The following is a 14,719-nucleotide window of genomic DNA, read 5'->3' as shown; positions in this document are numbered from 1 at the left end:
ACATGAACTACGCCACTTATTACCGTCACGACAGTTTTACCGCCTGGCGATTTACCAGCCTCCGCTCGGGACAGCCTGCCGCCTCCGATCGGTCACCCACAGGTGGCAAGCACACACACGCAGCCAATCCGGCTAATTGTCGAACACCCCAGTAGGGCCGAGCGCGCGGGACAGAACCCGCCGCCCGCCCAGGAAGCCTGAATATGAACTCGTCCGTCTCCGCACTGCCGCTGTCCACCTTGAGCCCTGCCAATGAAGCGCTGACCCTGCGCCTGCCCAGCTCATTGCAACTCAAACAGCAACTGCCCCTCACCCACGCATTGACCCAGCAAGTCGCCGCACATCGCCAGGCTGTTCGCGCGATTCTCAACGGTGAAGACGCCCGTTTGCTGATCATCGTCGGTCCCTGCTCGATTCACGATCCGCATTCCGCGCTCGAATACGCGGCCAATCTAGCCCGCCTCGCCGCCGACGTCAGCGATCAAATGCTGCTGGTAATGCGCGCCTATGTCGAAAAGCCTCGCACCACGGTCGGCTGGAAAGGCCTGGCCTACGACCCGCATCTGGATGGCAGTGACGACATGGCCGGTGGCCTGACCTTGTCCCGCGAACTGATGCGCGAAATGCTTCAACTCGGCTTGCCGGTTGCTACCGAGCTGCTGCAACCGATGGCGGCTGGCTACTTCGACGATCTGTTGAGCTGGGTCGCTATCGGCGCCCGCACGACCGAATCGCAGATCCACCGGGAAATGGCCAGCGGCCTCGGCATGCCGGTCGGCTTCAAGAATGGCACCGATGGCGGCGTCACGGTTGCCAGCGACGCCATGCGCTCGGCCGCGCACCCGCATCGCCATTTCGGTGTCGACAGCCAGGGGCACCCTGCGATTGTTCAAACCCCAGGCAATCCCGACACCCACCTGGTGTTGCGCGGTGGTCATCGCGGGCCGAACTACGATCGCGACAACGTTGCGCAAATACGCAGTGACTTGACTCGACTCAAGATCCCGGCGCGGATCATGGTTGACTGCAGCCATGCCAACAGTGGCAAAGACCCGGCTCGTCAGCCTGCCGTGTTCAACGACGTGCTTGAGCAACGCCTGCAAGGCGACCAGTCGCTGGTAGGCATGATGATCGAGAGTCACCTGTTCGAAGGCTGCCAGCCCTTGAGCCCGACGCTGCGTTACGGGGTTTCGGTCACCGATGGCTGCCTCGGCTGGGGCACGACTGAACAATTACTGCGCCAAGCCGCCGACCGGCTCCGGGCTCGGGACAGCGTCCAACTCCCGGCATAGCCCTTCCCCTGCAACCAGCCCTCGACAGAGGGCTGGCATCTGAAAAGCGAATCCTCTGACCGGCAAATGACCTACGGGAAGTAGGCCGTTGCTGCTATGCGCCTCGCTTGGTACATAAAGATGTCCAGATATTCCGAACAGGACCTCAGGGTATTTCGAGTTTTCCTACACTTTCTATAACTTTTTCATCAGCTTACAGCGGACTCTTCATACACCGCGGAGCTGCCAGTGTGCTTTAGAGTGAGCCCATATCCACCCATCTGAGCCACCCCTCTCAACCACCGAGAAAAAGGAATGAACATGCTACGGAATGCAACCACTCAGTACCCGATCCTGCTGATCCACGGACTTTTCGGCTTCGATCGCATCGGCAATGTCGAACTCTTTCACGGCGTCAAGCAGGCCCTTAGAAGTGCTGGTGCAAGAGTCTTTATCCCTCACCTCTCGGCTACCCATAGCAATGAAGCCCGTGGTGACCAACTATTGGCACAAATCGAACGGGTGCTGGAAGGCACCGGTGCCAGCCAGGTCAACCTGATCGGCCACAGCCAGGGTGCACTCGCTGCCCGTTACGCGGCAGCGGTCGCACCCGAGGTTATCGCTTCTGTAACCTCCGTCAGCGGACCGAACCACGGCTCGGAACTGGCCGACTTCCTGCGCAAGGCGTTAACGCCCGGCCGCCTGCCGGAGCATGTCGCTGCCACGGTTGCCACATTGTTCGCCGATTTCCTCTCACTGCTCAGCGGCAATCATCAAATGCCGCAAAACGCCATCGCCGCTCTCAACTCACTGACTACCGAAGGCGTGGGGGTTTTCAACGACAAATACCCACAAGGGCTGCCAAAGACGTGGGGCGGCAAGGGGCGCGACCAGGTTAATGGGGTTCGCTACTACTCTTGGAGCGGCACGCTGCAGGGCAACATTCTCGACGAAGGACTTAACGCACTCGATCCGCTGCACGGGTTTCTGCGCGCCTTTTCCGGTTACTTCACCACTGAAGCCGAGCAGAATGACGGCATGGTCGGTCGCTACAGCTCCCACCTGGGGAAGGTGATCCGTTCCGACTACCCGCTGGATCATCTGGACAGCCTTAACCAGACGGCCGGACTGCTCCGCAAAGGCATCGACCCTGTGGCCCTGTATGTTCAGCACGCCGAACGCTTGAGAAATGCCGGTCTGTAATCGAGCGCCGGACGGCCGAGCGGAACTTTGGGGGAGAATTAGCCCACTGAATCCGGTAGGCTCACCACTTTACTGAATATTGAAAGGAGTATTTCCCCATGGCCAAAGCCACTGCCCGTCACATCCTGGTTGCCTCGGAAGCCAAGTGCAACGAACTCAAAGCCCAGATCGAGGGCGGCGCTGACTTCGCCGAAGTTGCCAAAGCCAACTCCACGTGCCCGTCCAGCCGTCAAGGCGGCGACCTGGGTTCGTTCGGTCCAGGCCAGATGGTCAAGGAATTCGACGCCGTAGTGTTCAGCGCACCGATCAACGTGGTGCAAGGCCCGGTCAAGACCCAGTTCGGTTACCACCTGCTGGAAGTGACCAGCCGTCAGGACTGACGCCTGCGAAGTTTTGCGCACAACGGCCCGCCTTTTGGTGGGCCGTTGTGTTTGTGTGACGTGATACGGCTGGCGAGGCACGCGCCGGTAGCGTACAAATTGTGGTTAACGACCACCCGGCTCTAAGGCTGACAATGCGACTGGCTTTCCCCACATTATTGTTCACTGCCCTGGCCCTGTTATTGGCTGCCACGGGGGTGAATGCCGCACCGCAACATGCGTTGACCGTGTACGGCGAACCGGCGAAGTATCCCGCCGGCTTCAGTCATTTTGCCTACACCAATCCTCAAGCCCCCAAGGGCGGCACGATGCGTCGTTCCGCCATCGAAATCGGCCATTTCGACCATATCCTGCCGTACATCGACAAGGGCATTGGTGTCACGCAAATCGACGGCTTGATCTACTCACCGCTGGCCCAGCGTTCGCTGGACGAGCCCTACACCATGTACGGCCTGGTGGCGCAAAAGATGGAGCGCCCGGATGACGGCTCGTACCTGCGCTTCTACCTGAACCCGAAGGCGCGTTTCGCCGACGGCACACCGATCACGGCTGAAGACGTGCGCTATACCTTCGACCTGCTGATGACCCAGGGCAGCCTGCGCTATCGCACACAATTCGCCGACGTCAAAGGCGTCGAAGTGGAATCCCCCCTGACGGTTCGGTTCGACTTCAAAAGCAACGAAAACCGTACCCTGCCCCTCGACATCGCGACTTTGCCGGTGTTTCCCGAACACTGGTGGAAGACCCGCGATTTCGCCAATGGCGGCGGGTACGAAGCGCCACTGGGCAGCGGCCCCTACAAGGTAAGCAAGGTCGACTCCGGTCGCAGCATCACCTTCGAACGCAACGCCGACTGGTGGGGCAAGGACTTGCCGGTCAGCCGCGGCCTCTACAACTTCGATCATTTCAGCATCGAGTACTTCGGCGATACCGACGTCGCGCGCCAGGTGCTGCGTGGTGGCGCCTACGATTACAACCGCGAGTTCTCCGCCACCGGTTATTCCATTGGCTACGACAGCCCGGCCCTGAGCGACGGTCGCCTGCAGAAAGCGCATCTGGCCACACAAGCGCCGCAACCGGCCCAAGGCTTCGTGTTCAACCTGCAAAACCCGATGTTCCAGGACCGCCGCGTGCGTCAGGCCCTGGCCATGCTGTGGGATTTCGAGTGGAGCAATCGGCAGATGATGCGCGACATGTACATCCGCCAGCAGAGCTTCTTTTCCAACACCGACCTCGCCGCCCGCAAGCTGCCGGACGCCGGCGAGCTGGCGATTCTTGAACCGTTGCGTGGACAAATCCCGGACGAAGTCTTCACTCAGGTGTTCGAAGCACCGAAGACTGATGGCAGTGGCTTGATTCGCGACAAACAACTGCAAGCCCTGGACCTGCTCGAACAGGCTGGCTGGAAACCCGATGGCGATCAGTTGGTCAATGCTGAAGGCACGCCGTTGAGCTTCACCTTTCTGGTCAGCCAGAACGGCATGGACCGACTCCTGCTGCCTTACAAGCGCACGCTGAAGCAGATCGGCATCGACATGAACATCCGTCGCATCGACTCCTCCCAGTACGTGAACCGGCTGATGAGCCGTGACTACGACATGATCGTCACCGGTTATCCGGTCACCACTTCACCCGGGAGCGAACTGTTCAACTACTTCGGATCGATCTCAGCCACCGACCCCGGCGCCAATAACTACATGGTGCTGAAGAATCCGGCGGTGGATACGCTTATCACCGGGCTGGTCCGCGCCACCACCCAACCCGAGATGCTGCGCTACGCCCACGCCCTGGACCGGGTACTGCAATGGAATTACTACTGGATTCCCAACTACTACCCGCCGGGCACCTCCACCGTGTGGTGGAACCGATTCGGTATGCCCAACGAGCAGGCCAGCAATGACGAGGCCATCGAGACCTGGTGGGAGACCAGCACCACGCCGCTGACCAACCAGCAGATGACCGCCGAGAAAATCAGCCGTGGCAAACCCGGAGGGCCGCATTGATGTGGGCTTATATACTGCGGCGCCTGCTGCTGATCATTCCGACATTGGTGATCATTCTTCTGGTCAACTTCATCATCGTCCAGGCCGCGCCGGGCGGTCCGGTGGAACAGGCCATCGCGCACCTGCAAGGCATCGGTGGCGCAGCGGTCGGCGGCGGTTCCGGCGAAACCATGTCCGGCACCTCCCGCGCCAGTCGCGGCCTCGACCCGCAACTGATCAAGGACATCGAAAAACAATACGGCTTTGACAAGCCGGCCCCAGAACGCCTGTGGCTGATGCTCACCAGTTACGCGCGCCTGGACTTCGGCAAAAGCTTCTTCCGTGGCGCGACAATCACCGATCTGATCCTGGAAAAGATGCCGGTGACCATTTCCCTCGGGCTCTGGGCCACGCTGATCACCTATCTGGTGTCGATTCCTTTGGGCATCCGCAAGGCTGTGCATCACGGCAGTCATTTCGACATCTGGAGCAGCACCGCGATCATCATCGGTTACGCGATGCCGGCGTTCCTGTTCGCGATGTTCCTGATCGTGGTTTTTGCCGGGGGCACCTCGTTGAACTGGTTTCCGGTGCGCGGACTGGTGTCGGACAACTTCGATTCGCTATCGACCGTGGGCAAGATCGCCGACTACTTCTGGCACCTGGTGTTGCCAGTGACCTCGCTGGTGATTGGCGGTTTCGCAACACTGACGATCCTCACCAAGAACTCGTTCCTCAATGAAATCACACGCCAATACGTGATTACCGCCCGCGCCAAAGGCATGAGCGAACGGCGTGTGCTTTACGGCCACGTGTTCCGCAATGCGATGTTGCTGGTGGTGTCGGGGATTCCCCAGGCATTCATCAGCGTGTTCTTCGCCGGCTCGTTGTTGATCGAGGTGATTTTCTCCCTCGACGGCCTCGGACGCATGAGCTACGAAGCTGCAGTGTCGCGGGACTATCCGGTGGTGTTCGGCTCGTTGTTCATCTTCACGTTGTTCGGTCTTTTGATAAAACTCATCGGCGATCTTTGCTACACCCTGGTCGACCCGCGTATCGACTTCGCCGCGAGGAACGCCTGATGTTCAAGCTCTCGCCGTTAGGCCGTCGCCGTTTTGAACGCTTCAAGAAGAACCGCCGGGGCTGGTGGTCGCTGTGGTTGTTTGTCGGCCTGTTCCTGTTGACCCTGGGCGGCGAACTGATCGCCAACGACAAACCGCTGGTGGTCAGTTACCAGGGCCAATGGTATTTCCCGGTGTTCAAGCGTCATACCGAACAGGAGTTCGGCGGGCAACTGCCGTTCCAGGCTGACTATCGCAGTGACTACGTGCAGAAGCTGATTAAAAAGGATGGCGGCTGGATGCTGTTTCCGCCGATTCCGTTCAGTGACGACACGCCGAACTACGACCTCGACAAACCCGCGCCGAGCCCGCCTACCAGCGTCAACTGGTTGGGCACCGACGACCAGGCCCGGGACGTCATGGCCAGGGTGATTTTCGGTGCGCGGGTGTCGATCCTGTTTGCGTTGATGCTGACCTTTGTCAGCGCACTGATCGGCATCGCCGCAGGTGCGTTGCAGGGCTATTACGGCGGCTGGGTCGATTTGATCGGTCAGCGTTTGCTGGAGGTCTGGTCCGGGCTGCCGGTGCTGTACTTGCTGATCATTCTGTCGGGGTTCGTCGAGCCTAATTTCTGGTGGCTGCTGGGGATCATGGCGCTGTTCTCCTGGCTGGCGCTGGTCGACGTGGTGCGCGCCGAGTTCCTGCGCGGGCGCAACCTGGAATACGTCAAGGCCGCCCGTGCACTGGGCCTCACCGACCGTAAAGTCATCGTGCGGCACATTCTGCCCAATGCGATGAACGCGACCCTGAGCTATCTGCCGTTCATTCTCACCGGCGCGATTTCCACCCTCACGGCCCTGGATTTCCTCGGTTTCGGCATGCCGGCCGGCAGTGCGTCGCTGGGCGAGCTGATTGGCCAGGGCAAGCAGAACCTGCAAGCGCCGTGGCTGGGGTTGACGGCGTTTTTTACCCTGGCGCTGATTCTTTCCTTGCTGGTGTTCATTGGCGAAGCGCTGCGTGATGCGTTTGATCCACGATCTTGAGACGGACATTTTATGAGTAACAACCTGATCGAAATCCGTGACCTCAGCGTGGCCTTTAGCGGCCAGACGGTGGTGCGCAACCTGAGCCTGGACATTCGCCCTGGTGAATGCCTGGCGCTGGTGGGCGAGTCGGGCTCCGGCAAGTCGGTGACGGCGCATTCGATCCTGCAGTTGCTGCCCGAGACCGGCACCGAAACCACCGGCAGCATTCGCTATCGCGGCAGGGAACTGCTTGGAGCCTCGGCCAAGGTGTTGCGTGAGTTACGCGGCAACCGCATCGCGATGATCTTTCAAGAGCCGATGACCTCGCTCAATCCGTTGCACAGCATCGAAAAGCAGATCGGCGAAACCCTGCTGCTGCACAAAGGCCTGGTCGGCAAGCCCGCCCAGGCGCGGATTCTTGAGCTGCTGCACCTGGTGGGCATCCAAAAACCCAAAGAGCGCCTCAAGGCCTACCCTCATCAATTGTCCGGCGGTCAGCGTCAACGCGTGATGATCGCCATGGCGCTGGCCTGCGAGCCAGAACTGCTGATCGCCGACGAGCCCACCACCGCGCTGGACGTGACGGTACAGCGCAAGATTCTGATCCTGCTCAAGTCCCTGCAACAGCGGCTCGGCATGTCATTGCTGCTGATCAGCCACGACCTCAATCTGGTGCGCAGCATCGCCCAGCGGGTGTGCGTGATGAAGGCTGGCGAGATCGTCGAGCAGGCCCCCTGCGAGACGCTGTTTACCGAACCCAAACATCCTTATAGCTGCGTACTGCTCAATGCCGAGCCGGAAGGCGAAGCCCTGCCCCGTGACGAGCGCGAAAACGTGCTGGAAGTGGACAATCTGCGCGTGCAATTCGCCCTCGGTGGCGGGTTGTTCCAGCGCAAGACGTACCTCAAGGCGGTGGACGGCATCAGCCTCAACATTCAGCGTGGCAAAACCCTGGGCATCGTCGGTGAGTCTGGCTCGGGCAAATCGACGCTGGGTCAGGCGATCCTGCGCCTGCTCGACTCTGAAGGCGGCATTCGCTTTCAGGGCGAGGCGCTGGACGGCCTGACGCAAAAGCAGCTGCGGCCTTGGCGCAAGAAGATGCAGGTGGTGTTCCAGGATCCGTATGGCAGCCTCAGCCCGCGAATGTCCGTGGCGCAGATCATCAGCGAAGGGCTGGAGGTCCACAGTCAGTTGACGCCTGAGGAGTGCAAAGCCGAGGTGATTCGCGCACTGGAGGAAGTGGGCCTGGACCCGCAAAGCCGCCATCGTTACCCGCATGAGTTTTCCGGCGGCCAACGCCAACGCATCGCCATCGCCCGGGCCCTGGTGCTGAAACCGGCGCTGATATTGCTCGACGAGCCGACTTCGGCGCTGGATCGCACGGTACAAAAGCAAGTGGTCGCCCTGCTCCGCCAGCTTCAGGAACGGCACGGCCTGACCTATCTGTTCATCAGTCATGACCTGGCGGTGGTGCGCGCCCTGGCCCACGACATGATCGTGATCAAGGATGGCAAAGTGGTGGAAAGCGGTGCCAGCCATGAGGTATTCGATTCGCCACAGCACCCGTACACCAAAGAGCTGTTGGCGGCGGCGCATCTGCAGCAACCATAATCGCGTCCTTGCCGATGAACCGCATCGCAGCCTTCGTGGGCAAGCCCGCTCCCACACTTGACCGCGTCCGTCTGGACACCTCGGTCCAATGTGGGAGCGGGCTTGCCCGCGAAGGGGTCAGCACAAGCAACACACCATCAGGATCTGCGCCATGAACACCACCGAAAGCCTCAAGGATTATCAACGCGTTCGCTTGCTGGCGATCCGTTCGTTGTTCGAGATCATCGAGCAGTCCAGCGAGGGCACGGTGATTGTCGATCGTGACGCCAACATCGTCTGGATGAACGAGCGTTATGCCCGGCGATTTGGCCTGGAGTCGGCCGAGGTAGCGATTGGCAAAGCCTGCGAAAGCGTGATCCCCGGCAGTTTGCTGCGCGAGGTGGTGCGCACCGGGCGACCGATCTTGCTGGACATGCAGGACACGCCCAAGGAACCGCTGGTGGTGATGCGCCTGCCGATCCATGACGATGCCGGCGCCGTGATCGGCGCCATTGGTTTTGCCCTGTTCGATGAATTGCACAGCCTCTCGCCCATGCTCAAGCGCTACCTGAGCATGCAGGAAGAACTGGCTTCGACCCGCTCGCTGCTGCGCGCGCGGCAGACCAAGTACAACTTCGCCCATTTCATCGGCACCAGCGCCGCCAGCCTGGAAGTCAAACGCCGCGCCAGACGCAGTGCCAGCGCCGAGTCACCGGTGTTGTTGCTCGGCGAAACCGGCACCGGCAAGGAGCTGCTGGCCCAGGCGATCCACGGTGCTTCGCCCCGGGCGCACAAGGCCTTTGTCAGCGTCAACAGTGCGGCGATTCCCGAGTCATTGCTGGAAGCCGAGTTTTTCGGCACCGCCCCGGGCGCGTTTACCGGCGCGGATCGCAAGGGCCGGGCCGGCAAATTGCAGATCGCTCAGGGCGGCACCCTGTTCCTCGATGAAATCGGTGACATGCCACTGCCGCTGCAAAGCAAACTGCTGCGCGTATTGCAGGAAAAAGAGTTCGAGCCGGTAGGTTCCAATGAAGTGATCCAGAGTGATGTGCGAGTGATCGCGGCCACTTCCACCGATCTGGAAGCAGCGATCAAACGCGGCGAGTTTCGTGCCGATCTGTATTACCGACTCAACGTGCTGCCGATCAACGTACCGCCGTTGCGAGATCGTCTCGACGATTTGCCCGCCCTCAGCGAAGCGATCCTTGAGGAATTGCGCAGCCAGCATGAGTTGAACCCCGAGGCGCTGGAACTGCTGGGCCAACACGCCTGGCCGGGGAACATCCGCGAACTGCGCAATGTGCTGGAACGCGCGGCGTTGCTCAGCGATAACCTGATGTTGAATGCCGGGGACATCCGCGCGGCGATTGGCACCTTTACGCCAGTGGAGCGAGCGACGCCGTTGGCCATGGAGCCAGTGGCGCACGAGACCTTCAGTGAAGCCCGGGAGCGGTTTGACCGGCAGTTGATTGAATCTGCCCTCGCGCAATGTGGGGGGAAGGTGATCGAAGCGGCGGCGCGGCTTGGGCTGGGACGGTCTACTTTGTATAAGAAGATGGTGGCATTGGGGATTGCGGAGTCTCTATAACGAGACGCAAATCTCCATTTGAAGACAGTATCTTTGGAGCGCTTCGCGCTCATCGCGGGCAAGCCCGCTCCCACAGGGAATCGCATTTTTCTCTCGACATGCGAACCCTGGTGGGAGCGGGCTTGCCCGCGATGAGGCCCAAACAGGCGAAAAAAGTCTCAATACAGAGACGAGTCACCCAAAAAACCATCAAAAAATCTAAACATATTCATATATTTCAATAACTTAAGATCGTGGCACGAATATCGCTAAAGCCCTCTCCTACAAAAGATCCACCCTACAAAAATAACAATCCAGGAGACACACCATGAGTGTGATCATTGCCTTGGCAGCACTAGCGCTGCTGATGCTGGCTGCTTACCGTGGCTACAGCGTTATCCTCTTCGCCCCGATTGCCGCCCTCGGCGCCGTCCTGCTCACTGACCCTTCCGCCGTCGCCCCCGCCTTCACCGGGGTGTTCATGGAGAAAATGGTCGGCTTCATCAAATTGTATTTTCCGGTATTCCTGCTCGGCGCCGTGTTCGGCAAGCTGATCGAGTTGTCGGGCTTCTCGCGCTCCATCGTCGCGGCCGCCATTCGCTTGCTCGGCACTCGCCAGGCCATGCTGGTGATTGTGCTGGTCTGCGCCCTGCTCACTTATGGCGGTGTGTCGTTGTTCGTCGTGGTATTTGCGGTCTATCCGTTTGCCGCTGAAATGTTCCGCCAGAGCAATATTCCCAAGCGCCTGATCCCGGCGACCATCGCCCTCGGCGCGTTCTCGTTCACCATGGACGCCCTGCCCGGCACCCCGCAGATCCAGAACATCATCCCCAGCACCTTCTTCAACACCACCGCCTGGGCGGCGCCGTGGCTGGGTGTGATCGGTGCGATTTTCGTATTCTGCGTCGGCATGCTGTTTCTTCAGCGCCAGCGCAACAAGGCTCATGCCGCGGGTGAAGGCTATGGCACCGAACTGCGCAACGAACCGGAAACCGCGGCCGACATCAAGCTGCCAAATCCGTGGATCGCGCTGTCGCCGCTGCTGGCCGTGGGCATCATGAACCTGCTGTTCACCCAGTGGATTCCGCAGTGGTACGGCAAGACCCACAGCCTCGCGCTGCCGGGCATGGCCACGCCGGTGACCACCGACATCGCCAAACTCACGGCGATCTGGGCGGTTCAGGCGGCCTTGCTGGTCGGCATCGTCATGGTGCTGGTGTTCGGTTTCCAGGCGATTCGCGGCAAGTTGGCCGAGGGCAGTCGCGCCGCGGTCAGCGGGTCGTTGCTGGCAGCGATGAACACCGCGTCGGAATACGGTTTTGGCGCGGTCATCGCTTCCTTGCCAGGCTTCCTGGTGCTGGCTGACTGGCTCAAAAGCATCCCTAACCCGCTGGTCAACGAAGCCGTGACCGTGACCTTGCTGGCCGGTATCACCGGTTCTGCGTCGGGCGGCATGAGCATCGCGCTGGCGGCCATGGCCAATGACTTCATCGCCGCGGCCCATGCCGCCAACATCCCGCAGGAGGTGTTGCACCGGGTGGCCGCGATGGCCAGCGGCGGCATGGACACCTTGCCGCACAACGGCGCGGTGATCACCTTGCTGGCGGTCACCGGCCTGACCCACCGCGAGGCCTACAAAGACATTTTCTGTATTACGCTGATCAAGACCCTGGCGGTTTTTGTGGTGATCGGCACTTTCTACGCCACTGGCATTGTGTGAGGTATTCATGACGACTCTTTCGGGCAAGACCGCGCTGGTTACCGGTTCCACCAGCGGCATCGGCTTGGGGATCGCCCTCAGCCTGGCCAAGGCTGGCGCCAACGTGGTCCTCAACGGTTTCGGCGATGCCTCTGCGGTGATCGCCGAGGTCCAGCAATACGGCGGCAAGGTTGGCCATCACCCGGCCGATGTCAGCGACCCGGCGCAGATTGCCGACATGGTTGCCTATGCCGAGCGCGAGTTCGGCGGCATCGACATCCTGGTCAACAATGCCGGGATCCAGCACGTGGCCTCGGTGGAAGATTTTCCCGTGGAGCGTTGGGACTCGATCATCGCGATCAACCTGTCCTCGGTGTTTCACAGCACCCGCCTGTGCCTGCCGCAAATGCGAGCCAAGAACTGGGGCCGGATCATCAACATCGCCTCGGTGCATGGCCAGGTCGGCTCGGTCGGCAAGGCAGCGTACGTGGCCGCCAAGCATGGCGTGATTGGCTTGACCAAGGTGGTCGGGCTGGAAACGGCCACCACGCACGTCACCTGCAACGCCATTTGCCCTGGCTGGGTGTTGACGCCACTGGTGCAGAAGCAGATTGATGATCGGATCGCCACGGGGATCGATCCGCAACAGGCGCAACATGATTTGCTGGCCGAGAAACAGCCGTCGCTGGAGTTCGTCACCCCGCCGCAACTGGGTGAGCTGGTGCTGTTCCTGTGCAGCGAAGCGGGTAGCCAGGTGCGGGGCGCAGCGTGGAATATTGATGGTGGGTGGTTGGCGCAGTAAGCAACCGCTGGACCGCGTTATCGTTCATCGCGGGCAAGCCCGCTCCCACAGGTCTTGCGTCGAACCACACATTCGGCGACAACCAAAAAACCTGTGGGAGCGTGGCTTGCCCGCGATCGAGTGCGAAGCACTCGTCAACAAGAAGAGGCAAATCATGTCCGACATCCTCTGGCAACCCGACGCCCAGCGCATCAGCAAGACCCGCATGGAAGCCTTTCGGCGCTTCGTCATTGCGCGCCACCACATTCACCTCGACGATTACGCTGCCCTGCACCAATGGTCCATCGACCAGCGCGAAGCGTTCTGGCAGGCGATCGTCGACTTTTTCGATATCCGCTTCCACGATCAACCGGACGCAGTGCTGGTCGAGGGCGCGCAGATGCCCAGCGCCCAATGGTTCCCCGGTGCGACCCTGAACTTTGCCGAGCATCTGCTGCGCCGTCGCGACGATGCCGTGGCGGTGATTGCGATTGGCGAGAACGGCCAGCGTGAACACCTGACCTGGGCCGAACTGGCCGAGCATGTCGCCGGTTTTCAACACAGTTTGATCGCCGCCGGCGTCGGCCTCGGCGACCGTGTCGCCGCGTGCATGCCCAATACCTGGCAAACCCTGGTGGCGATGCTTGCCACCTCCAGCCTGGGGGCGATCTGGTCCTGCTCGTCACCGGACTTCGGCACCCAGGGCGTGATCGACCGTTTCGGCCAGATCGAGCCAAAGGTGCTGATCACCTGCGCCGGTTATCGCTACGCAGGGAAAGACATCGACCAGCGTGCCAAGGTCAATGAAATCCTCGAACGCCTGCCATCCTTGCAGCAGTTGATCGTGGTGCCTTATGCCTGCCCGCAAGCACGCATCGAACACTTCCACACTCGGGCCAATGTGACGCTATGGGATGATTTCTACGACGTCGGCGGCGAACCGGACTTCGTGCCCGTGCCCTTCGCGCACCCGCTGTACATCCTCTATTCCAGTGGCACCACCGGCGTGCCCAAATGCATCATCCACAGCACCGGCGGCGTGTTGCTGCAGCACGTCAAGGAACATGGCCTGCATTGCGACCTCGGCCCCGGTGACCGTTTGTTCTACTACACCACTTGCGGCTGGATGATGTGGAACTGGCTGGTCTCGGCGCTGGCCGTGGGCAGTGCCGTGGTGCTGTACGACGGGTCACCGTTTTATCCGAACCCGGAGCGATTGATCGACCTGATCGACGATGAACGCATCAGCGTTTTCGGCACCAGCCCGAAATACCTGGCGACCCTGGAAAGCAACGGCGTCAAGCCGCGCGAAAGCCATGACCTGAGCAGCCTGAAAACCCTGCTCTGCACCGGCTCCGCGCTGTCACCGCAGAGCTACGATTACGTCTACCGCGATTTCAAGACTGACCTGTGCCTGGCGTCGATGTCCGGCGGCACTGACATCGTTTCGTGCTTTGTGAACAGCAACCCGTTTGAGCCTGTGCGTCGCGGCGAAATTCAGGGCAAGAGCCTGGGCATGTCGGTCGAAGTCTGGAACGACGACGGTCGACCGGTCATAGGTGAGAAAGGTGAGCTGGTCTGCACCCGGCACTTCCCGGCCATGCCCATCGGCTTCTGGAATGACCCGCAGCAGGAAAAACTGCACGCTTCCTATTTCAGTCAGTTCCCCGGTGTGTGGGCTCAGGGCGACTATGCCGAGCAACTGCCCCACGGCGCGATGATGATCCACGGGCGTTCGGACGCCGTGCTCAACCCCGGCGGCGTGCGCATCGGCACGGCAGAAATCTACCGCCAGGTGGAGAAGGTCCCGCAGGTGTTGGACAGCGTGGCCATCGGTCAGCAATGGCAGGACGACGTGCGGGTGGTGCTGTTCGTGCGATTGCGCGACGATGCCGAACTCGATGAAGCGCTGCAACAAAAGATCCGCGACGTCATCCGCGCCAACACCACGCCCCGGCATATACCGACGAAGATTGTCGCGGTGACGGACATCCCACGAACCATCAGCGGCAAGGTGGTCGAGTTGGCGGTGCGCAATGTGGTGCATGGGCAAAAGGTAAAAAATACCGATGCGCTGGCCAATCCCGAAGCGCTCGAACAATTCCGCAACCGCCCGGAACTCCAGGAGTGAACCACCTCCTCTGAAGAAACAATGTAGGA

At 60.6% G+C, this 14,719-nt stretch carries 11 protein-coding genes; all 11 read left to right on the top strand.

Annotated elements, in window-relative coordinates; genetic code table 11:
• Window positions 1–203: 203 nt before the first annotated feature.
• The 11 genes from BLQ41_RS19835 to BLQ41_RS19785 all read left to right on the top strand — a co-directional run bounded on the left by BLQ41_RS19835 (window position 204) and on the right by BLQ41_RS19785 (window position 14,690).
• A complete protein-coding gene (locus tag BLQ41_RS19835) occupies window positions 204–1,292 on the top strand; it encodes a 3-deoxy-7-phosphoheptulonate synthase (RefSeq protein ID WP_090183485.1) in 1,089 nt (362 codons plus the stop codon).
• A 300-nt stretch (window positions 1,293–1,592) separates the two neighbouring features.
• The gene (locus BLQ41_RS19830; protein ID WP_090183483.1) at window positions 1,593–2,474 is read left to right on the top strand and encodes an esterase/lipase family protein; all 882 of its coding nucleotides are present in this window, start codon (window positions 1,593–1,595) and stop codon (window positions 2,472–2,474) included.
• A 98-nt stretch (window positions 2,475–2,572) separates the two neighbouring features.
• Window positions 2,573–2,854 carry a peptidylprolyl isomerase gene (locus tag BLQ41_RS19825; RefSeq protein ID WP_046048458.1) on the top strand — a complete coding sequence of 94 codons (282 nt, stop codon included), beginning with the start codon at window positions 2,573–2,575 and terminating at the stop codon, window positions 2,852–2,854.
• Between the two features lie 134 nt (window positions 2,855–2,988).
• Window positions 2,989–4,857, top strand: coding sequence for an extracellular solute-binding protein (locus BLQ41_RS19820; RefSeq protein ID WP_090183481.1), 1,869 nt, complete (start codon window positions 2,989–2,991; stop codon window positions 4,855–4,857).
• Window positions 4,857–5,918, top strand: coding sequence for a microcin C ABC transporter permease YejB (locus BLQ41_RS19815; RefSeq protein WP_090183480.1), 1,062 nt, complete (start codon window positions 4,857–4,859; stop codon window positions 5,916–5,918). Before BLQ41_RS19820 ends, BLQ41_RS19815 begins: the two co-directional genes overlap by 1 nt.
• The gene (locus tag BLQ41_RS19810) at window positions 5,918–6,940 is read left to right on the top strand and encodes an ABC transporter permease (RefSeq protein ID WP_090183478.1); all 1,023 of its coding nucleotides are present in this window, start codon (window positions 5,918–5,920) and stop codon (window positions 6,938–6,940) included. The genes BLQ41_RS19815 and BLQ41_RS19810 overlap by 1 nt, the downstream gene beginning before the upstream one ends.
• A gap of 12 nt (window positions 6,941–6,952) precedes the next feature.
• Window positions 6,953–8,533, top strand: coding sequence for an ABC transporter ATP-binding protein (locus BLQ41_RS19805; protein WP_090183477.1), 1,581 nt, complete (start codon window positions 6,953–6,955; stop codon window positions 8,531–8,533).
• A gap of 151 nt (window positions 8,534–8,684) precedes the next feature.
• Window positions 8,685–10,100, top strand: a complete 1,416-nt coding sequence (locus BLQ41_RS19800) for a sigma-54 interaction domain-containing protein (RefSeq protein ID WP_090183475.1) — start codon at window positions 8,685–8,687, stop codon at window positions 10,098–10,100.
• Between the two features lie 307 nt (window positions 10,101–10,407).
• Window positions 10,408–11,799 carry a GntP family permease gene (locus BLQ41_RS19795; protein WP_090183473.1) on the top strand — a complete coding sequence of 464 codons (1,392 nt, stop codon included), beginning with the start codon at window positions 10,408–10,410 and terminating at the stop codon, window positions 11,797–11,799.
• 7 nt (window positions 11,800–11,806) lie between these two features.
• Window positions 11,807–12,580: a 3-hydroxybutyrate dehydrogenase gene (gene hbdH / locus BLQ41_RS19790; RefSeq protein ID WP_090183471.1), complete on the top strand. Its 774-nt coding sequence runs from the start codon at window positions 11,807–11,809 to the stop codon at window positions 12,578–12,580.
• 154 nt (window positions 12,581–12,734) lie between these two features.
• A complete protein-coding gene (locus BLQ41_RS19785) occupies window positions 12,735–14,690 on the top strand; it encodes an acetoacetate--CoA ligase (RefSeq protein WP_090188680.1) in 1,956 nt (651 codons plus the stop codon).
• Window positions 14,691–14,719: the final 29 nt, after the last annotated feature.

Source organism: Pseudomonas arsenicoxydans, from assembly GCF_900103875.1.
Classification (GTDB): Bacteria; Pseudomonadota; Gammaproteobacteria; order Pseudomonadales; family Pseudomonadaceae; genus Aquipseudomonas; species Aquipseudomonas arsenicoxydans.
Note: the sequence above shows the minus strand (reverse complement) of the source record. Positions and strands in the feature narration are given on the sequence as shown.